Raw genomic sequence first — 25,361 nt, 5'->3', positions numbered from 1 at the left:
TTGAAAAAAAAGAGAGCATTATTTGATATTAAATTAAATTCAATACAGGACACTGATAATCCGACTAAAAAAGAAGTCGAATTTATTTTACATGATTTTGAAGTTAGTCATAATAATTCAATAATCTCAAAAGAGACTGCCTTAAAGACATTACATACTTTAAAAGATATGCCTATTGTTTGTAAGTACCATCCTGTTTCAGAGGTGGGGGCAGATGATGATGCACTTGGTTCTCATGAACTTTATTTGGATCAAGACAGAAAATCTGGTGATACCATATTAGGATTGGATACAGTGCCTATCGGAGTTTTTACCGAAGATGGTTACATATCGACTATTCTTGATGAAAATGGTCAAGAAAAAGAAGTTGTAATTGGTAAAGGAATATTATGGGCTTCTAGATTCCCTAATGTCATTGGTTTACTAAAAGAATGGAACGATAGTGGAATTGATGTAGTTTCAAGTATGGAGATTCTATATGATAGTTACTTGTTTAAAGATGGAGTTGAAGAAATCCTTTCATATGTGTATGAAGGACACTGTATTTTGAACTCTGAAGAACGTGGTAATCATCAAAAAGTCTACCCTGCTTATGACGTTTCTAAGATAACAAAATTAGTTGCTCAAGCAGTTAATCAAGAAAATATTGATAAACAATTGAACGACAAGGAGGTTAATAAAGTGGAAAAATTTAAGAAAGTGTTTGAATTATCGCATAGTGATATACGATCAAAATTATATGCTAAATTGGATGCCACACTTGGCGAAAATGAAGATTCGTGGATTTCAGATGTATACGAAACTTACTTTATTGTGAATTTATATAGTTGGTCTGAAGAAAATTCGTATGATAAACACTTTAAGTTAAACTATACAAAATCAGAAAATGATGTTGAAATTGATTTTGATTCAAAAGTGGAAGTATTTCTAACTCGGAACTGGGAAGAGATTGTTCCTGAATCCGTTCAATCTCAACTCAACGAGAAAGATCAGACTATTACTGAGTTACAAACACAAGTTAATAGTTTAACAGAAACGAAAAATGATATTGAAAACAAATTCAATAGTGCTTCTGAAAAGGTTGTTGAACTAACTACTAAAGTTTCTGAATTAGAACCTTTCAAGACTCAATTTGAAGCGAAACAAAATGAGGAAAAACTTAATGAGAAGAAAGAATTCTACTCTAAGAAATTTGAAGCATTGAAAGCAAGTGATACATTTGCTTCAGATGAAGTTCAAGAACTATTAAATAAATCTATCTACGAAAATGAAGATGGTAAACAAGCAATCTTACAGTTAAACAGTATTTTAGTAGATTTAGTAGTATTTGAACAAGCTAAACCAGAGGAAAGTATTATCAGAGAAGTTTCTAGTAAGAGAGAAAACCTCATTCCTGCTAGTGATGACTTTGATAGTAGATATTCAAAATAAAACAATTAAATTACAAATTGGAGGAATAAAACAATGGCAAGTCGTATTTTAAAAGCCTTAACTGAGGTAGGCACTCATACTGTTGGTAACTTAAATTCTATGAAAATCAAAACACTAGCTCATGGTGCTTTAGTTGAAGGAGCAGATATTGATAACTTCACACTTGTTGAACTTGGTTTCAATGCTGATGGAGAACGTACTGCGAAACAATTATCAGCTATTGATAAGAAGGCATACTTAATTGCTACTCCTGAAGTGAGATATTTAGGTGAAGCAATGGTTGATTTCTATAACGGGGTTGGAGAACGTGCGAGAATCATAATTTTCGAACCAGGTTATACTCGATTTGAAACATCTGCATTCACATTAAATACTGGCGTTTCTGCGGTTGCTAAAGGACAGGTTGCTCACTTTGATCCTGCTACTAAGAAATTTATTATTTCTGAAGTTGGATCAGCTCATGAAGATTACGCAGGATCTTCTGCTAAGTTCTTAGTAGTAAATAGTGAAGATGACATGGAATACACTTTAGGTGCTGCAACTGTGCGTCTTGAAGTAATTGAAGCCTAATTTTAAAAATAACTTATAAGGAGATTTAATAATGACACTTGATAACTCAAAATTAAAAGGCTTGTTTAGCCGTGTATACAATAACAAAATGGAAGAAAAGGATTCAACTGATATTAAAGCTTATATTACTAAAGTATTCGGTGATGGTTCACAAACTCCAGATCCTTCTGCATTGCATCAATTTAACACTTTAGTTGTAGAAATGGCAGATGAAATTGCAAAACCTATGGTGACTAACCTTCTTTCTTTATTTGCTAAAGTGGAAAATCGTAATCGCGGTGATTTAGTAGAATTAAAGATTCCACAAAAGAACAAAGCTAAGGTAGTTTGGTCTGCTGTTGGTTCTGGTGTAGATTTAGTACGTGTAGAAGGTAAAAAGTCTATCGTAGCAGTTCCTGTTCACCTATCTACTGGTTTCTATTATGAGCCACTTGATTTAGTTAAGGAATCAGAAGAATATTTCCGCAAATTAATCAATGACGTTGCTAATGCAAAAGTACGTTTATTCCTTGATAAGATCAATGAACTTACTGCTACAGCTATTACAAGTGGTAAGATCCCAGGTAAAAACGTTGTAACAGGTGCTAACTTGACAATTGCACAATACAATAAAGTGGCTTCTGTACTTCAACGTTATGGTGGTCGTCCTGTATTTGTTGCAGATGCTTTATTGATTGACTATTTTGCTATGCAACAAGCTACAGATTCTACTTTGAAAAACCTTTTAACTGATGGTATTAAAGATGAATTATTAACAGCATTAAATCCAGCAACTATCGCTCGTACTACTGCGGTCAACTTGGTAAACCCATTCACTGATGCTACTAACTCTAAAGTTGAGCTTCCAGTAAATAAAGGTTACATGTTTGCCGGTGGAGTAGAACAAAAACCATTCTCTATCGTTGAGTATGGTGGATTACGTCAACAAACTGCTACAGATATTGAAGATGAAAGAGTTATGATGAAAATTACTCAAGATGTTGCAGTTAACCTATTATTTGGTGAGGCTATCGGGATTATTGAAGAGCAATCTGCAGTTACTTTATAATTTTTTATAAAAATAAATTACAAGGGGTAAGAAAAAACTTACTCCTTTCTTAGGATAATAAGGAGGATATTTTATATGACAGATAAAGTTAAATTAGGTAGATATAGAAACACATCTTATTTTGTTAGATATGATGGGGATGGATCAAATCGTCAGTATACATGGAATGGTAGTAAAAATGGTAAACCTGATGTAAAAGAAGTACCTCGTGAGGTAGTTGAATGGTTAACTATGAGTACTATTTGTTTTGACAAAGGCGAATTGGTAATTATGGATCAGAATGAAACTACAACGGAACTAAAAGATGGTATCGCAGAGATTGAAACATATGAAAATAACACTCACTCTCATGAAGAAATTAAAAAATTATTAGAAGGCAATATCAATAAAATGAAAGCATCTTTAAACAAAATTACCGTTGATTCAGAAAAACAATTTGTTCTAGAAGTTGCTGCTACACTAAAAGATGATTTAACTAAAGGTAAAATTGATTTCTTAGCTAATTGGATGAATATTGACCCTTCTCTTCTATTCGAATAAGGAGTGATGATAAATGACTTCTTATGATGAAATTTGGACTACCTTTCTAAATAATTGTAAAGTATCCGATTTAGATTTACCTCAAACGAATAAAGCAATTTATGAATCTATCAGAAATGCAGTCATGTATATGAATAACAGACTGAGAACAGACCTAATTTGCGATGATGTTAAAGAAACGCTAAATAAAGAAATAACACAAGATCACCTTTTGATTTTAGCAAACTATATTCGTTATATATTTTTAATTAACCAAAAGACATACTTTGAGAATCTTTGGCAGCCTTTCTCGAAAGATGTAGGCTTAAAAAACTTCAGCACTCAACTTAACTCTCTTAAAACATCTATTGAACTCCAAGATAAAACTATTGACCGTTTAATCATGAATACGGAGGTTGATTTCTTATGAGCAACCTTAAAGTAAAAATAATTAAAAATGACGGAACTATTGAGATTGAATCGTTGTATGCTTATTGTTCAAGAATTAGTAAGAGAAATAATTCAATCTTATATAAGTTGGAGAATTATCTAGGTAAAAGATTATTAGATGAGCCGGATTTGGTTGAATTGAGAGATATTATCCTTACTGTTAGCGCTGATGTTTCCAAGATAAGTCAGCTAGTCATTTGTGGTGATGAAGATGAAGGATTATAGTAATTATCACAACATAAATAGCAATGATAAAATACATCGAGACGGAATGACCTTATTAGAACATTCTCTTAATGGTTTTGAATCTTATGAAGCATTTGTAGATAGCTATCCTACTCCTATTAGAGTATTGATTTATCAAAAATACGATTCTGATAGTGAAACTAAAAGAGTTATCGGGCATATTGCAGATATAGAACGTGGGAACATATTAAACATCAATAAGCAAGATTGGTTAGTTGTGACAATTCCAGAGGATAACAAAATTTATCGAAAAGCAGATATGAAGATTTGTAACTCCTTCTTCCCCGCCATTACTGATAAAACGAAAGTTTTAATGCGGGATGATCAAGGAAATGTCATTCGAGATAAGTTTGGAGATCCTGTTTATCAATGGGTTGGTGGAGAAGAATTCTTAGTACCCTGTATTGTGGAATCTAGTATAAAAGATAGAGAGAAAAATAGTCAGCTAAATCTTCCTGATGGTCGAATTGTTATTACAATGAAATATCAACCAATTTCCAATGTTAAAGATAATGCTGAGTTTATGATGTATGACAATACATACAAAATTGCTAACGTAGATAAAACTAAGGTGATTAATGAGGTTGGATTAATGACTGTTACTGCAGATATAGTTCCAAGTGAGGTGATTTCATAATGGGTTCATACGATGATTTCCTTGGAATTTATAAGTATATTCGTAACGATGAAAAATTACTTAGACTACTTACTTTACCACCAGAGGATTTAGGTACTGGAATAGATGATCCACTCTCCCCTTCCTTGACTAATATTTTAGATAAAGATCCTGAAAAAATCTCTACAATACAAAATGAACATATTATGAAGTCAATGAAAGCTGATGACTTAGAAAATAAAAAGATATGTAGGCTATATATCTATCCTGGACGTAGAAGTCCTAGAAGCGACAGTTACTACATAGCTTCACAAGAATTAGTTATTGACTTGTTTGTTCATCTTGATTATGAGAATGGTGACTTTAGAACCAGTAGAATTAATGACCGACTAAATGAATTAATAGTTGATAATCATATTGCCGGCGCTAGTTCTATGCGTTATTTAGAAGGTTCACCTAGAAGTGCTCCTAGAAATTATGTAGGATACGAAAGTGTATTTACTTTCATGACTAAGAAATCATGAAAAACTTTCAAGAGTTCTATATTTTAGGATTACCTATCGAAACTGAAATTGGATTGTGTAATTTCATAAAGGTTAAGGATTATCCTGATTTTATTTTGGATTTGCAAATTATATCAATGAACAAAAATAAAGTAATCCATGATTATTCAGTCAGTAATAAGAAGGGTGAATTAAATGATTTCATAATTAAACTTAGTGAAATGGACTTCTTTGATATTGTTCTGGGCATTGCTGAATTACGAGAAGCGTATGTGAATGTATTTACCAAGGTGTTTAATGATGAATCAGTGTTGAGTAAAATTACCCCTGACAACTTTGAATACTATCGTAATTTAGTGTTAAATATGCAATGTATTAAAGAAGAAATCATTAATCCCAATCCAGAGATTCAAAGAGCTATTGAAAGGTCTAAACGAGTGAAAGCGCAAGAGTCTTCACAGCTAACTTTTGCTGACATGGTTTCAAGTGTTGTTGTAGGGACAGGCATTGATTATGAACAAATTAATAATTGGTCTATATATAAATTACATATGACGTTTCAGAGAATAGCAGTATTCCAAAACTATGACACTTCTACTCTATTTGCAACTGTATCATCTGAAAAGATGAAAATAGAAAGTTGGAGTACTCATATTGATTTATTTGAGGAAGAAAATCATTTTGTAACACAAGAACAATTCAATAAATCTACAGGTAGTGCATTTAGAGAGTAGAAATTCTACTCTCTTTTTTATATTTTGAGGAGGAAAATAAATGAAACTATTAATAAGCGATTCAGCAGATATTATTATCAAAAGAAAATCTGATGGGCATTTATTTATGTCTGCAGAAGGTCAGTTAGCCAGTATCTCTCAATCATTAGGAATAAATGAAAAGATATTTGGTGGATTAGGCAACAAGCCATTAGCCATCATGAGAGGTCAAAAAGAAGTTACATCAACTATCCGAAACGCTTTCTATGACATGGAAATCTTATCAATGACTCAAGGTGTTGCAATTAATGAAGAAGGAACTGGAACAATATTAAAAGATGAAAAAGGTCTTAAAGTTGTAGATAATACAGGAGTCTTAGAAGTTACAATTACTGGAACCCCAGCTGGCACTACTGCGTATGTGAGAAATACTGCAGGTGAAACCGCTACTGCTACTATCGCTACAAATAAGGTCACTATCCCTACCGGTCACGCTGTTGCTGGTGAGCTGGTAACAGTTGCTTATTCATCTGAAGTTGAAGGGAAGGTTTTAACATTAGATGGTGAAAAATTTGCTGAGGCATATGAAGTACAATATCATACTATCGGATATGATCCATCTACGAATAAAGTAGTAAAAGATATTTACATTCAGTTAGACCATGCTGTTCCTTCAGGTGACTTTGAATTATCATTTGAAAATGGCACTGCTATTGCTCCAGAAGTTACATTCGATGCTTTAACACCTGCAAACAGCACTGAAATTGGACGAATTTACGAAGTAGATAGAGTTTAATTAAATTACATTGAGGATTCTTCGGAGTCCTCTTTTTTAGGATTAAAAGGAGGAAATTAAAAATGTCAAAAAAACTTACCCTATCCGGAATTAAGGAAAGCAACAAAAAATACTCTCAAAAGAAACGTGTTGAATTATCAGACGGTTCTCACTTATTTATTTACCCCCATTTTTCACAACCAGATCAAATTGAGTTAATCAAAGAACTGATTAATAATCAAACTGAAGCCAAAAATTTAGGTATTAAACTCGAACAAATCAATTATAGCGATTGGGTTTTGTACAACGTAGTTTACAAATTTGCAGATTTAGGAATCCCGAAAGATTTAAAGAAGAAAATCCAATGTTTTCATGAGCTAATCAAGTACGATTGCTATGGAGAAATTGTTAAAGCATTTCCATTAGAAAGTATTCAAGGTTTTCAAGAGACAGTAGTTAATTTTCAAAATAACCTCACCGCTGTTCTAAAAAATGAAGGTATTGACTTAGACGAGGCACTAGAACAAGTAGCAGATATAACAAAGGAAGATACAATCGTTCAATAAAGCGAGTTGATATAAATGGAGTTTGATAGTTTAGCAAAGCTATTAAAACATGTTGAAAAGAAACACTTTAGACCAGTAATGGAAACCGTTATGGCTGAAATGGTCAAAGATGAGGAACAGAAAGCTATTGATAAAACAGTATATGATGCTTATAAACCAGGAACAGAAGATGGTGAGCCATGGGTTTACAAACGTAGACGTGACAATGGTGGATTGAGATCTAGAGATAATATGAAAGTCAATGTTAAGCGTGTTGGAGACGGTATTGAATTATCTGTTGAGAACATAACTAAAGGTGCAAATGGTTATGAGATAAGTGAAGGCATTGAATATGGTACGGGATATGAATATACATCTAACCGTGATGGTACCGCTGATCAATATACCTCCCCTCGCCCATTCACGCAGGAAACAGAGAAAGAAATTTTAAGTAGAGATTTACATACGAAAACAATGAAACAAGCGCTTAAAGCTCGTGGATTAGATATTGAATAATTTATAGGAGGTGAGAAATTGGGTAAACGTGTAGAAAAAATTAAAGAAGTTACTGAAGAAGAGTGGGAAGCTTGTCATCCTTTTAATAAAAGAATTACAAATGAATTTCTTGAACAACAACATTTGTCCCCTCAGACACTTAGACAATACCAATCATCTTTAAAAATTTTCTTTAGATGGGTAAAGGACAATTGTGAAAATAAATCAATTACTAACCTCAAACCTAGAGATGCTTTACGTTATCAAAACTTCCTTATGAGTAGAGACTTATCTTCCAACGCCGTTAAATTTAAACGTTCATCTGTTTCTAGTTTATGTGGATTTATTGAATTATATTATAATGAAGATTATCCCTTATTCCGTAATATATACAATAAAAAGATTCCTAACCCACCCCGTGCTCTTAGGAATGAAAAACAACCACTAACTAAAGAAGAATTAGATTTATTAGTCGATACTTTAAAAGAACGTGAAGAATGGCAAATGGTCGCATATGTGATGTTTAGCTATGAGTCAGGATGTCGTAGAAGTGAAACAGCACAACTTCTTAAAGAAGTAGTTACTTATGACAAAGTTAAAGATAAAGATGGAAATTTCAAAGATTACTATATGACGAATCCTATCCGTTGTAAAGGTAAGGGACGTGAAGGAAACGTTAGAAAGCTTGTTATGGGTGACGCTGCTATGGAGGCAGTTAAAAAATGGTTAGAAGTCCGTGGTGAAGATGATTGTGATTTGGTATTCGTGAAGAAAACTAAAGATGGGAAAGTTGATCCCCTCTCCCCTACTGCATTTAACTATTGGTGCCATGAAATATTCAGTGAAATTGTTGGAAGGAGAGTTCACCCTCACCAACTGCGCTCGACTCGTGCCACTCACATTGTAGCGATAGATGGTAAAGATATCAAAACTGCACAAAAGGTTTTAGGACATAAATCATCTGAAACTACACAAATATATGTTATTCGTGATGATGACGATGATATTGATGATGCATTTTAATAAAAATAAATTACATATCATGTAGCACTCATCTAAACTGGTGAGTGCTTTTTATATTGGAGAAGTCGACATTTCCCCCTCTTTTTTTAGTTCAATAATATAACGCTTTCTAATTGAATTTATTATCAGGGACATCCTCCCTTCTCCCCTATTGCTCACACAAAAAGACACTGGACAAATCCAATGCCTTCTTGTGTTTACGATAAGTTAAAAGTGCTGTTTTATTAGATGTTTATTCGCCTAAATTTCTAGTACTATTAGTTCTATTCATACCTCTTTTTTCAAAAAGCAACTCGACTGCTTGGTCTAATAATTTGCTAATAGGAATATCAGTATCATTTGATAATTCTTTTAATTGGTCATAAAGCTCATTTCTTAAAGTTGAAGTAATCTGGCTTCTATTTTTTAAAACTTTCTTAGCCATTCTATTCCCCTTTCAATACCTTAACCTTCTAGCACTTCCAAGAATGTTAAGTAACTGTTTATAAACTTATTATAAACATACATACACAAAAACGTAAACCTTCAATTTACGATTGACAATAAGTATTTTTCATAATCACTTCAAAAAGTACTTTACATATAATTAAGGTTAAGGTATTATAAGGTTACACCGAAAGAAACGAACATACATACGAAAATATAATACAAGGGAGATATGAGAATGGCAATGGTGTTCGGCAAGGTTAGTTTTATAGTAGGGATTAAAACAGAAAGTGACGATGAGACATTAGCATTGGAACAAGCTAACTATAAGTTTACCCCGGATCTAAATAATCATTATGAGTTATTTTATGTAGATTACAAAGGTGAACGTCATAAAGTAGATATCTGTGAAATAGTTGGCGAAGGAATTTTAGATACTGTTGAAGAGTAAGAGAGAAATATGTTAGTTATTACATAGAGAGATTTGATCATGGGTATTATGGAAAGCTTCATATTGGGCAGTGGTGCAGCATACTGATCATATGCGAAGAAAGATGACGAATCCTCACTCTTCATCTCCCCTGCCCTATTTACTAATTAGAGTGGGATTTTGTGAGGAGGATGATTGATTGTGATTGTACCTGAACAGATGATTGAAGTTAAGTGGTCACGTAATAATAAAAAATGGTTTATGGAAAAAGGGTATACATATACTGATATGAAAGACATTTTTTTCGTTAAACCAGAAGAATTAATGCCAACTTCAACTAATAAAGTGGAAGTTATTTGTGACTATTGTTTATCAGAGGATATAGAAACTAGGTTTATTAAACCTTGGAGTCAAATCACTAGTAGTAAACATATTGACTCTAATAAACATGCATGTGTGAAATGCAGAGGAAAGAAAATGAAAGAAGTTAAATTACTCAACGGTACACTCTATACCGAAGCTTTCATAAAAGCTAATGAGAAATCGAAATTAGATTTCAATAAAATAATAAATACTTTTACAACTAAAGGATACAAATTATTAACAAATAAATATGTAAATAATCGTTCCAACTTAGAGTTTATATGTCTAAAGCATGAATCTTATGGTACTCAATTCACTTCGGCATCCAGATTGAAAACTATCAAGCATAACTGTAAGATTTGTCAATTGGAAATGAAAGAAATGAATAGAAAAAAGAAGCTAAATGGAGTCAACCCATTAGATGTATACTTGGATGTACTAGACAATAATATAAAAATCTATCCACACGGCTTCTTTAAGAAATTCACTTTGCAAGATTTTAAGCCATTATTAGAGTATTATGTTTCATTGGTAACAAAACAAGAGAAACTAGATGTAACAAAAATGTTCTGTAGGGAAGTAATGGATAGATATAAAATTAGCAACTTATTAAATTATTATAATGGATTTGAATTGTTAAATACTATTTATCCAGATACTTATAAACCTTGGTTGATGAATGCAGTTGCTCCTCATTTTTGGGATAATGTAGATAATATTCGACAAGCTAGTAATTGGTTTTATGAACAACTATATAAAGACGGAATTATACAATCCGATGATCAGATACTAAATTTGACTTTAGGGGAATTATTTAAAGAGTATAAGTTAGACGGTATGTATTACAGTAAGTTTAACAGTAGCCATGTTGATTTTTGGAACTTTATGTTTCCTAATAGGTGGTATGACTGGGAATTTAAAATGACAAAGAAACATTACTGGGAAGACAAATATAATAGGATAACCGCAATGAAACAATTAATAGAGGAAAAATTAAATATTAGCATTTATGATATTCCGAATATTATATCTTATCCTTTTTTAGTAAATAATTTCAGAAAGTTTTCGGCGATTTGTGACACATACTATCATAGTAATATATACGCTTGGATAAATGAATGTTATCCTGATAAATTTAAACTGGAAGATTTCAAAAATATTATTGGTAGAGACGGCACAGTGTTAGATAGCTTACAAGAAAAAGAAATACATGATATTTTAATCACTAATAATGTAAACTTTAAATATTATGAAAATAAGGTTGCGAATTCATACCTATTTATTAATCAATACGAAAATGAAAGTTATATTCCTGATTGGATCATCAATGACTTCATAATAGTGGAATATTTCGGTTGGTACGTAACTGAAAAATATAAGTATAATTTAATTAAAAAATACATTGACAAAGCAGACAGAAAAATTAAATATTATAACTCTCTTCTTGATTATCAATTTATCGATCTCTACCCTTCTGACTTACAAAACAACTATGAAGGACTAATTAAAAAGTTCGCTGAAAAAGGAATTGAAATAAAAGTTTAATTTCCCAGGTAACCGCAACAACCGACAAAATGTTCTTTATTTCGAATAATTTCCTCTCTACTATTCTCTTAATATGGTAAAATATAGAGAAATATGGGAGGTGAAATATGGAGAAAAGTACAAGTTCAAAAGATATAGTAAAGATTTTAGAAGAAGATTTAGAGTTAAGCTTTGCAAAATTAGAAAATGTTATTAAAAAGCCAATCAAAAACCAAGATATTTATAAAAAGCAATTGGTATTGAGAAAGAATTTTATTGATTGGACTCATACGAAATTTAAAATGCTTAGAGCTGGTTCTCCAGTAAATGTATTCAAAAGAGATATTTTTTACTGTTCAATGGGATATAATATTGGTTCTGAGCAACAAGATAAGAGACCGGTCGTTATTGTGCAAAACGACAGAGGGAATAAATCATCAGAAACAACAATCGTTGTACCTATTACCACTCATCAAAATTGTAAGATATATGAAGAAGATGGTAAAAGATATTATAAGTACATCAATTCCTCAGGTGTAGAGAAAATCAAGAAGTTAGATTATTATGAAGTTCCGATTGATTTAGACCCTAGCTCCAAAAATGAAATTTTAGGATTCATTAACTGTGCACAAATTAAAACTATAAGTAAGAAGCGGTTATCTAATTTACCAGTAGCTAAAATTTCGTACGAAAATTTCAGTGATATTAAAAAATCCATAAATCGACTGTTATTTACTTGAAATTATAAATTATATGTAGTATATTTTAAATACAACATACAGAGTCCTTGAACAAAGTTTAAGGCATAATGATTACTTAAGAGTGGCAGCGCTAAGCGTTGCCCATTTAATTTTATATTTATATGAGATGCTAAGACCTTCACCTTAACTGGTGAGGGCTTTTTTATGTTCGCCTCCCCTTCCCTATAGTTACAATTTACATATGATGTGATATTATGGAAGTAACTATATTTGTGAGGGTGAGAACTAATATGAGCAGTAAACAAAGAAATTCTATTTGGATAATATATGGTATTATATCTTGTTCGTTTTTATTTATAGATACTTGGGAACCGTTTGGTGTGATGTTGCTCATATTAGGTGGTGTATTGTTGGCTTTTAGACCGTCTCGAAACAGAAATCGTAAACTTGCTGAAGAAAACATGAATAAAAACCGTATTTTAATTGAATATGACAAAGAATTTAATGCTGATCATTCTTACTCTACAATTGATGAAAAAATTGCAGTAAATGAAGAATTACAAATGTTTAAAATTTATAAGTTTGATAAAGAAAAACAGATAGTTGAAAGTAAGATTAAATTTGATCAAATTATGGACTCTGAAATCAAAATGGATAATGATACTATTTTCAAAGCATCCAGAAGTAATCAAATTGGAGGAGCTATTATTGGCGGCATGGTTGCCGGTGGAGTTGGTGCAATTATTGGTGGATCTTCCCCTACTACATCTAAAATTGAGAAAGTGAAAGCAATACAATTAAAAATTAGAATAGACGATTTTAAAAATCCTAATCTTACTTTTGATTTTCTACCCACTCCTAAGCAAATGGGTGTCAATACATTCGAAGGATTCGATAAGAATGGTATTGAATATAAAACAGCTTATGAACGTGCAGAGTTTTGGCATAGTTTATTAGAAATAGCTATACGAAAAACAAATAATAAAGTATCTGTCTAGAGGTGTTCTGATAAGAGCATCTCTTTTTTTATGCACTTTTTTAGAAAGGAGATGTCTTAATGTCAGATTTAAAACTTAGAATTATAGGTACTTTGAATTCTAAAGCTACTATTAGCGAAGTAAATAAAGTAATATCCAAAATAGAAAAAGATTTATCAAAGATTAAACTAAATATCCAGCTTGATGATAAAGTAGCAAAGTCTCTTTCAGATTATGCTAAAGCTATGGAAAACTATAAGAATATCTCTTCTCAATTGAATAGAGTTCTTAAAGAAGAAAAAACAATTACTAAAGATGTAAATGGCGTTACAAAAGAAAGGATTTCTCAACAGTTAAAAAGTGGAGAAATTATTCAAAAAGAAATAACTCGTATTAATAATAAGAATAAAGCTACTCAAAAGGAAATTGAAAATACAAATAAATTACAAGTAGCGTATGATAAACTTGGACAGAAACAAAAACAAGTCACTACTCAGACTAATAATGGTACTTCTACTTCTAATCAATTTAAGAATGGATTCACAAATACAACTGTAAATTCTAATGTCAATGGCGATGTTACCTCTGTTAAAACTGTACAGAACCTAGACCAAGAAAGAAAAGCGACTGAAACATTACTAAATAGTAAAAATAAATTAAAAGATACCCTTAGACTTTTAAACAATGAAGGTAAAATATCTTCTGATAGTTTATCTAGATTAAATAATGCAGTTAATAGTGCTAAGAATATTGAGCAATTAAATAGGTTAAAACAAAATATAGATAACGTTAATAAAGTTAGAGAAATGCAAAATAAATTAATATTAGCTCAACGTGAAGCTGAATTAAAAGTAAATAACTTTAAAGCTAATTCTAACTTAAACTCAACTCAAACGGCTCAATTGAATGCCTATTTGCAATCAATAAACTCGTTGACAGCTAGAACCCCTCAATTGAATCAAAGATTACGTGAAATGTCTATAAGATTTAATGAAATAACCTCTGAAGCAAGAAATGCAGGTGCTCAAGCTAGAACATTTGGCGAAAGAGTGCAATCGGCATTTAGCTTTATTTCGGTTGGAATGCTTACATATGGGGCATTTTATGGATTTGTTAATACTATTAAAGACATGACTAATCAAGTTGTTGAACTTGATACAAAGATGACGAATTTGCGAAGAGTTTTAAATCTTCCCGATTACAAATTTAATGAGTTGATGGAAGAATCAATTTCCCTTGGTGATCAATTGAGTAATAAGATCAGTGATATTTTGGATTTACAAGGTTCCTTTGGGCGAATGGGTTGGTCTGAAGATCAATTATCATATATCACAAAGACAGCACAGGTGCTTCAGAATGTTTCGGATCTCGGAGTTGACGAAACAGTCAACACTCTCACATCGGCGATGCTTAACTATAATATTGCCGCTGAAGACTCACTGCAAATAGCAAATAAGTTAAATGAAGTCGATAATAATTACGCAGTCACTACACTTGATTTAGCAAATTCTATTCGTAAAGCAGGTTCGACTGCAGCTACATTCAATGTAGAATTAGATGATTTAATTGGTTATACGACAGCCATCGCAAGCACGACTCGTGAATCTGGAAATATCGTAGGAAATAGTTTAAAAACTATTTTCGCTAGATTAACAAATAATTCTCAAGCAATTGGTGCATTAAATGATATTGGTATTTCAATAAATGATGCTAATGGAAAACTAAAGCCAACTGGTCAAATTTTAGATGAAATCGCCGTTAAATGGAACACCCTTTCTGACGCTGAAAAACAAAACGTAGGTGTAAAAGGCGCTGGCATGTATCAACTATCGAGATTCAACGCCTTAATGAACAACTACTCGATAGCTCAAGAAGCATCTGAAACAGCTGCTAATAGCTTTGGATCTGCTATGCGTGAGCAAGAAAAATATTCAGAATCTCTACAAGCCCGTATTAACCGCCTATCTAACGCCTTTACATCTTTGGCAGTAAGTGCTGGAGATGCACTAATATCTGATACTTTAATTGTGGCTACTGAAGAATTTGGAGATTTTCTAAAAACTACTGGTGATGTAATAGATGTAATTGGAGTATTGCCTATTGTAATGGGAACCGCTGGTGTCGCAACAGTATTACTAAGTAAGAATGTTCGAGGAATGTCTACTGCCCTTCTTACTGGAAATGTTTCTCTAGCTGGTACTGCAACTTCTTTATTTGGTTTGGAAGCTGGTATGTCAAGAGCAGCTATAGCTACTGCTGTATTTAAAACAGCATTACGTGGTTTAATGGTGGCTACTGGCGTAGGTGCTATATTAACTGTTTTAGGTTTTGCTATCGAAAAAATAACAAATCACTTTGCCGAAGCTAAACAGAAACAACAAGAATATGAACAAATTCAGAATACAACGGTTGAGTCCCTAACGGCTAATAAGCAAGCAACTGATGAGTTGTTAAAGAAGTATCAAGAATTAACGGAAGCTAAAAACTCAGGCAATTTTAATAGTGATAAAGAAAAAGAGTATTTACAAGTATCACAACAACTAGCTGGTCTCCTCCCTTCTCTTGTTGATCATTATGACTCACAGGGAAATGCCGTCTTAAAAGTCGGTGAAGCACTTGAACAAGAAATTGAGTATACTAAAGAACTTGTTCGTCAAAAGAAAGAACTACAACAACTCGAAGCAAAAGACAATATCCAATCTGCATTAAAATCAGCAGATAAAATAGACAGTAAAATTGATAAAAAGAATCGAGTTCTTGATCATAAAGCTGGCGTTAGTGGTGTTAAGTATTCGGATAAAGATAAGAAAAAGATTGAAATTGAAATTACTGAATTAAAACGTCAATATAATGAAGAACAAATGAAATTACGTGAAGAGTTGCAGAAAACTGTAGACTCTTATTTTACTGACATAACTATTGACACTTCTATTACTGCTAAAGTAAACAGTGTTATTAGTTCACTTGATGTTTCTGGTGCATCTGCTGAAGAATTAAATACTTTTGCAACCAATGTAGCTTCTGCTATGAAGAAAATGCAAAATGCTGCAACAAATAATGATGAGAACGCCTATAAGATTGCTAAAGCTGATTTAGACGATCTACTTACTTCTTATAATGTTGCTGAAGGTGGTTCAAGAAATCTAGAATTAACCTTCCAACAAGTAAAAGACAGTATAAATGGTGTTTCAGATGCAGCTAAAGGTCAAAAAGTCATTTGGGATGAGAATGGTGAAGTTGTCGGGGAAGTTTCGGGTGAATATGAAGATTTAGCATCTAGACTCCAAGATGCTAAAGGTGATTTCGAAGCTATAAGAGATATCATTCTTGAAACTGCTAAAGCCGGAGATTATCAAGCCGCTATAACAGCTAGTATGACGGATGCTTATACTGCCCTATCAGATGAAGTTTCGCCATTGAATGATTTGCTTGAAAAAACTGCACAGGGTAAATCAATTACTTCCAATGAAGCAATGCAACTTATCGCTAAAGAAAAAGACTTAGCTTCTGCAATCAGCGTGGAAAATGGTCAAATTAAAATCAACGAGAAAGCAGTCATTAAGCTTCGTGATGCTAAAGTTGCTTCATATAAGCAAATGATTGAGGCACAAAAACGTGAAGTTCAGGCTCAGGCTGAAGGTTTAAAAACTAAACTTAAAAACTTTGGTGTTGAAGTAAAAGGTATTTTAACCGTTGCACAAGCAAATGAAGCATTGGCTAAAGCTGAGGAAGAACGTGCTCGTAAAATGGCTGGATTAAATACTGACCAGACTGGAGCTATGCATGGTTCTACTGTTGTTCAGAACCAGTACGAAGGTATCACTTCCGGCATCAATGACATTAAATCAGCATACGAAGCATTAGATCAAATGTCTGCAATTGCTTCTACCGGTCTCAAAGAAGTTGGTACATCTGCTGAGTCTTCCTCTGATAAAACTAGCAAAGCTAATGAAAAGTCTACATATACAACTGATAAATATAAACAGGCTGTAGAAAAACTTAACTTAGAATTAGCTAAAGTTCAAAAATTAAAGAACGATTATGCTCCGGCTTCTAAAAAGTATCAAGATGCAATTAAACAAGAAATTAAATTACAGCAACAATTGCTTGATTTAAATAAAAAGCAACAAACTAACCTCAATAAGCAAATTAAATCAGGTAACATAATTCCAACAGGCAAAGTGACTACTTCTACCACTACTCCATCATCTGGAGGCGGCTCGTATAGTGGACAGTATTCATCTTACATCAATCAAGCTGCTTCAAAATATGGAGTAGACCCTAATTTAGTAGCTGCGATTATTAAGCAAGAATCAGGATTTAACGCTAAGGCTACATCACACGCTGGTGCTATGGGATTAATGCAATTAATGCCAGGTACTGCTCGTGGACTTGGAGTTTCTAATGCATACGACCCTTATGAGAATATCATGGGTGGAACAAAGTACATTAAGCAGATGTTGGATGCCAATAACGGTGATATCAGATTGGCACTCGCTTCCTATAACGCTGGATTAGGAAATGTACGCAAATATGGTGGAGTACCTCCTTTTGCTGAAACTCAGAATTATGTTAAAAGAATCATGGCTAACTATAGTGGCTCAGGTACTTCTTCTAATATATCAACAACCGCTTCTCAATCTAGTGAAGTGGCAGATAAGGCACAAGCTGTAGATCAAGCTAAGTCGGAAGTGTTAAGTTTACAAGAAGAAGCTTTACAGATTCAACAACAAATTCAACAGTTAAACATGGATTTAATCGATTCTGTACTAGCTGGTTATGACCAACAAAAGAATAAAATTAACAAATATTTGTCTCAGATTGACCTTGTTCAAAGCGTTGAAACTGAAACATCTAAGAAATGGACTGACCAACAGCTTAAAAAGGAGAAGTTAATCCGCAACCAGATAGAAATTGAACAAAAGTCAATGAAATATATCCAAGGTCAGATTAAAAACAATAAAGCATTAACAGAAGCACAGAAAGCTTTATTGTCCGATAATCTTTTACAACGAACTGAGGATATGATTTCTCTTGAAAAGCAATTATTGGATCAGCGCCAACAAATGGCTGATACCATTGTTAATACTTACAAGCAAGCTGCGGAATCTATTAAAGACACTCGTCTTAAGACAATTGATAAAATGATTGATGCAATTAATAAAAAAGATGATGATGAATCATATGCGAAAGATTTAGCTAAGAAGCAAAGTGAACGTCAAAAGATATTAGATGATATTGCGAAATATTCTTTAGATGACTCATTTGCAGGTATCGCTAAAGTTAAAGAGCTGCAAGATCAATTGGCTGAAATGGATGAATCCTTAGCTGACATGCAATCCGACAGAGAAAAACAACTTAGAATCGATAATCTAAATACTCAAAAGGATTCTATTCAAGAGGAATTTGATAATCTCGTGAATGATGAACGTAAGTTTGCTAAAATGCGCTCTGACATTATCAATGGAAATGCTAGTCAGATTCAAAAGGATTTGAATAAGTATTTCAGTAATATTAAAGCTAATTCTAATATCATGGGAAAAGCTCTGTCTAATAATCTTATAGATTTAATCAACCAAGCCAATCGATATCTAAACGGTAAAGATTATAAGCCTATTAAGATTGCGTCTGCAGCTAAAGGTGGTATATTACCTTCTTGGGGTCATGAAGGTAAAGCAATGGTTGTCCATGAAGAAGAAATGATATCTACTAAACATGACACGAAGAATTTACTTACAGCAATGGATGGTGCAAAGTCTTTAGTAGATACAATGAAAAGTATGGATATTGGTAAATCCTTGGCTGATGCTTCTATGAATTTATTAACTAACTTTAAATTGCCAAGTGTGCCCACTCTCTCCCCTTCTACTTCAACTGTTGGAGATACTATAAGTAATGTATTTAATTTTGAATATCATGGTTTGGGTAATAGGAATGATGCTAAGTCATTTGCTAATGAAATGGTTAGTGAACTTAGTCGTAATGGTATTAAATTCTAATGAGCGAGAGTCGATTTAATTATCGGCTCTCTTTTTATATGGAGGTGAACTGATGATTAAAGAAAGTTTATATTTCACTTTTGATGGCAGAAAATCCACAGATTTCAATTTAATAAACGTATCTATCAACCCAGGCTTATACGAAGAAAACCTTTCTTCTTCTCGTTCTATAATTGAGCAAAATAAAGCAGGTGTACATGAGCCATATTTTTTAAGAGTGCAGCGTGATCCAATCACTATCCCCCTCACCTTCTGTTTTAAGGAACAATGGAATACTCAATTAATCGATGAGATATTAGATTGGTTAGATGTAGATAATTATAAGCAATTAGCTTTTAATGGTGACTTTGACCGATTATTTTATGCAATGCCAATTGAAAACATATCGCTTGTCCATAATGGATTGAAACAAGGATATATGACTTTAAATATGCGATGCAAATCCCCCTTTGCCGAAAGCCATGTGGTACAAAATTCATTTGACTTTACAAAGAATGATATTAACTCTTTCACTATTGACAATAAAGGTTGGTTAGATATCAAACCTGTTCTTCAAATTATTAAAGTTGGAGACGGTGACATAAAAATTATTAATTCAACTAAAGCGTATTCAGACTTTATACTTACTGACTTAAAAAATAATGAACATTTAGTAATAGATTGTAAGAAACATTATATAAACTCATCTTTAGGAACTGAGAGATATGACAACTTTAATCACAATTATCTATCCCTCCCATATGGAATGAATCGATTGAGGATAGAAGGTAAATGTGTATTGGTTATAAGATATTCCTATAAATACAGAGCATTGAGTCTATAAGAAAGGACGGTGAAGTATAATTGTTAGAATATTATGTTGACCATAATAAAAAACCAAGAAAAATAAGATTATTTTTATTAAATGCTCGTGGTCGAATATTAAGTGAATTAAAGGATTCGTATAACAAACAACAAATAATAAGATTTAATGATATCAATGAATTAAGCTTCACTGTCCCCTACATAGTCGAAATAGAAAACAATTATATGCGTAATCCTATCATCAAGAAATTTAAAAAGAAAAACCGTATCAGGGCAGTCATTTATAATGAGAAACACGAAGAAATTCATCGGGAAGAATTCGTTGTAAAATCGAAATCTAAAAGTTTAAATGACAGTACCAATGAAATGAATGTTACTTGTATGGGACGAGGATATGAATTAAGTAGATTCAAGATGCGTGGTTATGAAGTTGTTTCATATAATTGTGAGAAAGTAACAAAAGATGCATTGACAGGAACAGGTTGGAGAGTTAGTTATATTAATCCTGAGTTCAATAAAATGTACCGATCCTTTGAGGTGTCTGTTAAGTCTGTTCTAGAATTCATCATTGAAATTGCGAAAACATTTAAAGCTAAATTGGTATATGATACAAACAATAAAACGATTAGTTTCTATAAGGAAGAAGAATTAAGTAAATTTAAAGGTTTTGTCCTTTCGTATGAAAATTATATACAGAGTTTAGATGAATCTGAGGACAATGATGAAATAATTACTCGTTTATATGTATCCGGAGCAGATAACTTAACCATTAACGGAGTCAATCCAACAGGACAAAGTTATATTGATGACTTTTCTTATTTTTATGACGACATGAGTGATTCATTATATAATGCTTTATTATTATACAATGATAAATTTGAAAAGAATAAATCAACACTTAAAGACTTACTTGCCAATAAAAAATCTAAACAAGAAGAATTAACTACTTTACAAAACAAATTGGCTACTTTGAATACTGAGTTAACAATAATCAAAGACAACATAGAGATAGCTAAAAGGAACAACGAATCCACCACTAACTTAATAAATCAAAGAAATGCTAAACAATTAGAAGTGAATAATCAAAAGTCTCTAATTTCAAATGTAAACAGTCAGATAAATACGCTTAACAAAGCTATTAAAGCAATAACAAATTCTTTGTCTTATCAAGCTAATTTGAATGAAGAACAGTTAGAGGAATTAGAAGAGTATATTTATTATGAAGAATGGTCAGATTCAAATATTGATGAAGAACAAACTTTATATGAAGAAGGATTGAAATATCTTAAAGAAAACAACTCCCCTTCTACTAACATAAGAACTCAAATTGTCAATTTCTTCGCAATTGTAGAAGAACAACATAATTGGGATAGATTTAATGTAGGAGATATTATTCGTGTTGAATGTGAACCTGTAGATTCCTATGTAAATGCTACTTTGACTGAATTTACGATTGATTATGAAAGTGAATCTTTAGATGTTGTTATATCAGACGCGAATAAAGTTAAACCTAAGAATGACATGGAGAAATTAAAGAAAAAGTTTACAGAAAGTGATCAAGTAAAAAATACTTATTACTTTAGTAGACCTGAAATCAATAAATCTGTATTAGCATTTAACTCACGCTCAGAACGTAATTCCACTGAGGTATTATCCCCTATTTTCATGGGTTCTAATGATAGCGAAGCTGGAATGTTCTCATTGTTATCATTAGAAGACATAGATGATTCTTCTAATGATATCGCACACACATTGAATGATGATGGAACCGTAGACTTAACTGTTAATTGGGAATATGAAGATGACTTGTCACAGATTGATGGTTTTGAAATATTCTTATACTCTTCTCATCTAAGTGATGATTACCAATTTGGCTCTACTATTGCTAGTGAAGATGTAAAAGTTGTAGATTCTAATAAAAGAGTTCTTTCATTCAAAGGTAAATCAGCAAATAAATATCACACATTCGGTATACGAGCTTACAGATATGTAGATAGTGATATTAATGCAACAGGCAGACTATATTCTGACATTGTAAACTTCCCTTCTTCTCCTTATCTACCTATGGAACAAGTTTCGATGAAAGGAAATCTGACGGGTGCTTTAGATGGGAAAGTAAACGGCACTACTTTTATTAATTCTAAAGAAGAACCTATTGATGCTGAAGTTGAAAAAACTGTATGGATAGACCCAGCTACTAAGCAAATCAAATTGAAAGATAAAAATAATTGGGTTACTACTTCTTCTGGAGATTCGTCATCTCTCGGTGGCTTCAATCCTAATATAGAAAATAAACCCCTTACTATACCTGTCCGAGATGAATTAGGAGTTATCCACGCTGATATAGATGGAGATGCTAAAACATTAAATGGTATGTCTCAAGATGAATTTATTTTTACAAGTGAGCAAGGTGTTCCAAATGGAGTTGCTTCTTTAGATGAGAATGGTAATGTCCCAACTTCTAATCTGGGTAATGCCTCAAAATTCATCTCTGGATTTTATATTGGTGATGGAACAATGAGTAGATTAATGGAATTACCTTTTTCTCCTACATTAGTGAAAATTTATACAACTATTATGAATGATGCTAGTCTCCTCCTACCTTCTAAAGATGGAGGTTTTTTAATGTCAGTAAACGGCATAAATCCTTACCTTTCTGGAATCAACAATTCATTGACATTAGAGTACGGGCAATTAACTGACAACGGATTTACCACAGGAAGTGATACAAACACATATGGAAATAAACTAGATGTCTCATATTTTTATGAGGCTTTTTATAATCCAACAACACTAATTAATGAGGAGGTAGGTGAAATAAATGGATAATTATTATGAGGAAATAATATATAATGACCCAATTAGATTCTTAAAAAGAAAAGGTACAATAGACGATCCTTATAAACCTATTACTGAGATGGTAACCGTCTTAGATGGACGTGTTCAATTGAGAGAAATCCCCAACAGAGGCAATCGAGTTATTGTTAGAGGTTATAATGTAAGTTGGTTTGAACAAACCGATTCTAACTTTACTAAATTAGAAGATAATCAATTTCAAGTTGACTATTTAAATGGATTGGTAACTTTTAATAATTCAAATGAAGGTAAAAGTTTATCCTTTACTTACTTAGGTGAAGGAGTAATTTACTTTCCTTCTACTCGAATTTATCTTCCTAATGACAGAGATTTCTCTAACCTATCTGATAAATTAAAAGATATGGATAGGTTAGACTTAGAACAAAAAAATAGAGTCGATAATTTAATTAAAGAGAATCCTCAGCCTGATGAAATTGTAGATGTACGAACTGATAGAAATGGAAAAGTTTATACAGTTGCGAGAGATAGGATTAATGCTGAACAAAAGAAAATTGAAGATGCGTATATTGGAGAGAATGGTAATACATATACATCTTTAAAGAATAGGTTTGATTCTATTGATGTAGACATTGAGGAGGTCGATGCACGTTTTACTAATCAGTTGACAAGCGAAGAAATCAATGTTTTATTTTTACCGCAGCCATCGTTAGTACCTCCTGCCATTGCAGACGGGGTTACTGATACAACACAAAGTTTAAACGATATTTTTAGTCTGTATAGAGGAAGGAAAATATCTATACCAGACGGAATTTATCTTATAAGCGATTCTTTAATAATATACGATGATAGTACATATGAGTTAGGGAAAAACGCAGTCATTAAATTTAAAGAATATGAATTCACTGCTCGAAACGGAGTCAATGATTATAGCGGAAGGCATATTTTTAAAAATCATCCTACTGAAGGAACAAAAAATATTGAAGTCTTTGGTGGTTGTATCGATGGTTCTGCCCCGACACAAGTTAGAGATGCTCATAGGGGTTTTTTCTTAGAAAATGTAAACAACGTTAAAATACACGACATAAAAATTAAAGAAGTTTCTGGATGGGGCATCGCTCATACAAATTGTAATAACTTCCATTTTTATAATATCGAACTAGATCAGGCGCCTGAATCTAAATATGGATATAACGGAGATGGAATCACAGGATCGTCTACTAATGGATTGATTGAAAATATCAGCGGTTATACATCAGATGATTTAGTTTCACTAAATGCGGGTTTTCCATACTTTACAAATAGATCTAATGTATACAATGTTACTATTCGTGGGATATATCCAAAACCGAAAATATGGGTTAATGATAATGGAGAAACTGTAACTGAATATTGCTACAGAGCATTTAGTCTACATGTGCAATCCGGTTTTGAAATGAGTAACGTTCTCGTTGAAGATGTAAAAGGCGAATCTGTTCATGAATTATTTATGTCATCTGGGGGATACACCACTACGGGAATAAGAGGGAAATTCGGATCTATAACAATCAGAAATGTAGGTGTAACATTTGAAGGAATAGAAACTATGGGATTTCAAGCTAGATATTTCGAAGCTGAAAATCTTAAGTTCGAAAATGTATCTTTCTTTAATATGGATGGTTATCCTTATCAATATACAGCCTTCCTTTTTACGGATACATTGACTAAAAATCTCTCTCTTGATGGTTTTTACTGCAATAAAAAAGCGGGAGACAATCCTTTTATAGTCGATACAGGGGAAATTCACAACATATACTTCAACGATATTTACGCTAACAATGATGCGATTACAACGGCGCAAGGATATTTTTATTACAAGAGCTCCATTAAAGATAATGTAACTGTCATAAACTGCGGCAATATGAAAGGCAATGTTGGTTCTTTAGTTGGTAAATCATCAGAAGGCATCAATAAAATAAGAGTAGCTTCAAGCAATTTTGCTGTAAGGGAAAATTTTATAACGAACCCCACAAGTGGCGATATGGTTAACTTAATTGACAGAGGTATGTGTGTATACAATGGTTCTCGATTTTCTTTGTTAAGTGATGTTTTCAATTCACCATATATTGCAGATGGGACAAAAAACTACACTCTTAATAATTTATGTTCTATCCTTAATATTTTCCCTGGAGTTACTACTATCACTATTACGCTTGGTAAAAATGTTGAAATTGGTGGATATAAGTTTGATTTAAATGTAAGTTCGTCTTCTAACGTAACATTGAAAGATTCTGACGGAAATACTTTATTTAATTCTAAAATATTTGGAACAGGAACTTATAGTATAGCTAGATACGGGACTAGTTGGATGTATGCTAAAATTTCAGATTCACCTTATTTGTTCTCATAA

At 32.5% G+C, this 25,361-nt stretch carries 22 protein-coding genes; 21 read left to right on the top strand and 1 reads right to left on the bottom strand.

What is annotated here, in order from left to right:
• The 13 genes from NSQ92_RS09250 to NSQ92_RS09190 all read left to right on the top strand — a co-directional run bounded on the left by NSQ92_RS09250 (position 1) and on the right by NSQ92_RS09190 (position 8,934).
• Positions 1–1,431 (top strand): hypothetical protein, encoded by a 1,431-nt coding sequence (locus tag NSQ92_RS09250; RefSeq protein ID WP_341152621.1) that lies wholly within the window; start codon positions 1–3, stop codon positions 1,429–1,431.
• Between the two features lie 33 nt (positions 1,432–1,464).
• Positions 1,465–2,001, top strand: a complete 537-nt coding sequence (locus NSQ92_RS09245) for a hypothetical protein (RefSeq protein WP_341152620.1) — start codon at positions 1,465–1,467, stop codon at positions 1,999–2,001.
• Between the two features lie 31 nt (positions 2,002–2,032).
• Positions 2,033–3,049 (top strand): hypothetical protein, encoded by a 1,017-nt coding sequence (locus NSQ92_RS09240; RefSeq protein WP_095328575.1) that lies wholly within the window; start codon positions 2,033–2,035, stop codon positions 3,047–3,049.
• A 75-nt stretch (positions 3,050–3,124) separates the two neighbouring features.
• Positions 3,125–3,589 (top strand): hypothetical protein, encoded by a 465-nt coding sequence (locus tag NSQ92_RS09235; protein WP_095328574.1) that lies wholly within the window; start codon positions 3,125–3,127, stop codon positions 3,587–3,589.
• A 13-nt stretch (positions 3,590–3,602) separates the two neighbouring features.
• Positions 3,603–3,998 carry a hypothetical protein gene (locus tag NSQ92_RS09230; RefSeq protein ID WP_341152619.1) on the top strand — a complete coding sequence of 132 codons (396 nt, stop codon included), beginning with the start codon at positions 3,603–3,605 and terminating at the stop codon, positions 3,996–3,998.
• Entirely contained in the window at positions 3,995–4,243 is a 249-nt protein-coding gene (locus tag NSQ92_RS09225) for a hypothetical protein (RefSeq protein ID WP_303984654.1), read from the top strand. Before NSQ92_RS09230 ends, NSQ92_RS09225 begins: the two co-directional genes overlap by 4 nt.
• The gene (locus NSQ92_RS09220; protein ID WP_341152618.1) at positions 4,230–4,901 is read left to right on the top strand and encodes a hypothetical protein; all 672 of its coding nucleotides are present in this window, start codon (positions 4,230–4,232) and stop codon (positions 4,899–4,901) included. The genes NSQ92_RS09225 and NSQ92_RS09220 overlap by 14 nt, the downstream gene beginning before the upstream one ends.
• A complete protein-coding gene (locus tag NSQ92_RS09215) occupies positions 4,901–5,404 on the top strand; it encodes a hypothetical protein (RefSeq protein WP_341152617.1) in 504 nt (167 codons plus the stop codon). The genes NSQ92_RS09220 and NSQ92_RS09215 overlap by 1 nt, the downstream gene beginning before the upstream one ends.
• Positions 5,401–6,117 carry a hypothetical protein gene (locus NSQ92_RS09210; RefSeq protein ID WP_341152616.1) on the top strand — a complete coding sequence of 239 codons (717 nt, stop codon included), beginning with the start codon at positions 5,401–5,403 and terminating at the stop codon, positions 6,115–6,117. Before NSQ92_RS09215 ends, NSQ92_RS09210 begins: the two co-directional genes overlap by 4 nt.
• 40 nt (positions 6,118–6,157) lie before the next feature.
• Positions 6,158–6,892 (top strand): hypothetical protein, encoded by a 735-nt coding sequence (locus NSQ92_RS09205; RefSeq protein ID WP_341152615.1) that lies wholly within the window; start codon positions 6,158–6,160, stop codon positions 6,890–6,892.
• 62 nt (positions 6,893–6,954) lie between these two features.
• Complete coding sequence (locus tag NSQ92_RS09200; RefSeq protein WP_341152614.1) at positions 6,955–7,437, top strand: hypothetical protein; 483 nt, start codon at positions 6,955–6,957, stop codon at positions 7,435–7,437.
• A gap of 15 nt (positions 7,438–7,452) precedes the next feature.
• Positions 7,453–7,932 carry a hypothetical protein gene (locus tag NSQ92_RS09195; RefSeq protein WP_341152613.1) on the top strand — a complete coding sequence of 160 codons (480 nt, stop codon included), beginning with the start codon at positions 7,453–7,455 and terminating at the stop codon, positions 7,930–7,932.
• 18 nt (positions 7,933–7,950) lie between these two features.
• Entirely contained in the window at positions 7,951–8,934 is a 984-nt protein-coding gene (locus tag NSQ92_RS09190; protein ID WP_341152612.1) for a tyrosine-type recombinase/integrase, read from the top strand.
• Positions 8,935–9,166: 232 nt separating this feature from the next.
• On the opposite strand, the gene NSQ92_RS09185 is transcribed toward NSQ92_RS09190, so the two are convergent.
• On the bottom strand, positions 9,167–9,358 hold the full coding sequence (locus NSQ92_RS09185) for a ribbon-helix-helix domain-containing protein (protein ID WP_341152611.1): 192 nt from the start codon (positions 9,356–9,358) through the stop codon (positions 9,167–9,169).
• 240 nt (positions 9,359–9,598) lie between these two features.
• Here NSQ92_RS09185 and NSQ92_RS09180 point away from each other — a divergent pair, with 240 nt between their 5' ends.
• From NSQ92_RS09180 to NSQ92_RS09145, 8 genes are all read left to right on the top strand, one after another.
• Positions 9,599–9,811 (top strand): hypothetical protein, encoded by a 213-nt coding sequence (locus NSQ92_RS09180; protein WP_341152610.1) that lies wholly within the window; start codon positions 9,599–9,601, stop codon positions 9,809–9,811.
• Positions 9,812–9,985: 174 nt separating this feature from the next.
• Positions 9,986–11,698 carry a hypothetical protein gene (locus tag NSQ92_RS09175; protein ID WP_341152609.1) on the top strand — a complete coding sequence of 571 codons (1,713 nt, stop codon included), beginning with the start codon at positions 9,986–9,988 and terminating at the stop codon, positions 11,696–11,698.
• Between the two features lie 107 nt (positions 11,699–11,805).
• The gene (locus tag NSQ92_RS09170) at positions 11,806–12,417 is read left to right on the top strand and encodes a type II toxin-antitoxin system PemK/MazF family toxin (protein WP_341152608.1); all 612 of its coding nucleotides are present in this window, start codon (positions 11,806–11,808) and stop codon (positions 12,415–12,417) included.
• Positions 12,418–12,668: 251 nt separating this feature from the next.
• Entirely contained in the window at positions 12,669–13,376 is a 708-nt protein-coding gene (locus NSQ92_RS09165) for an immunity protein (RefSeq protein WP_341152607.1), read from the top strand.
• Positions 13,377–13,435: 59 nt separating this feature from the next.
• A complete protein-coding gene (locus NSQ92_RS09160) occupies positions 13,436–19,354 on the top strand; it encodes a phage tail tape measure protein (RefSeq protein WP_341152606.1) in 5,919 nt (1,972 codons plus the stop codon).
• A 52-nt stretch (positions 19,355–19,406) separates the two neighbouring features.
• Entirely contained in the window at positions 19,407–20,177 is a 771-nt protein-coding gene (locus tag NSQ92_RS09155) for a distal tail protein Dit (RefSeq protein WP_341152605.1), read from the top strand.
• A gap of 20 nt (positions 20,178–20,197) precedes the next feature.
• Complete coding sequence (locus NSQ92_RS09150) at positions 20,198–22,987, top strand: DUF7359 domain-containing protein (protein WP_341152604.1); 2,790 nt, start codon at positions 20,198–20,200, stop codon at positions 22,985–22,987.
• A complete protein-coding gene (locus NSQ92_RS09145; protein WP_341152603.1) occupies positions 22,980–25,361 on the top strand; it encodes a glycosyl hydrolase family 28 protein in 2,382 nt (793 codons plus the stop codon). The genes NSQ92_RS09150 and NSQ92_RS09145 overlap by 8 nt, the downstream gene beginning before the upstream one ends.

The sequence above is a fragment of the Niallia sp. FSL M8-0099 genome (genome assembly GCF_038006945.1).
GTDB classification, from domain to species: Bacteria; Bacillota; Bacilli; order Bacillales; family Cytobacillaceae; genus Niallia; species Niallia circulans.
This window is presented reverse-complemented; position numbering and strand designations above follow the sequence as displayed.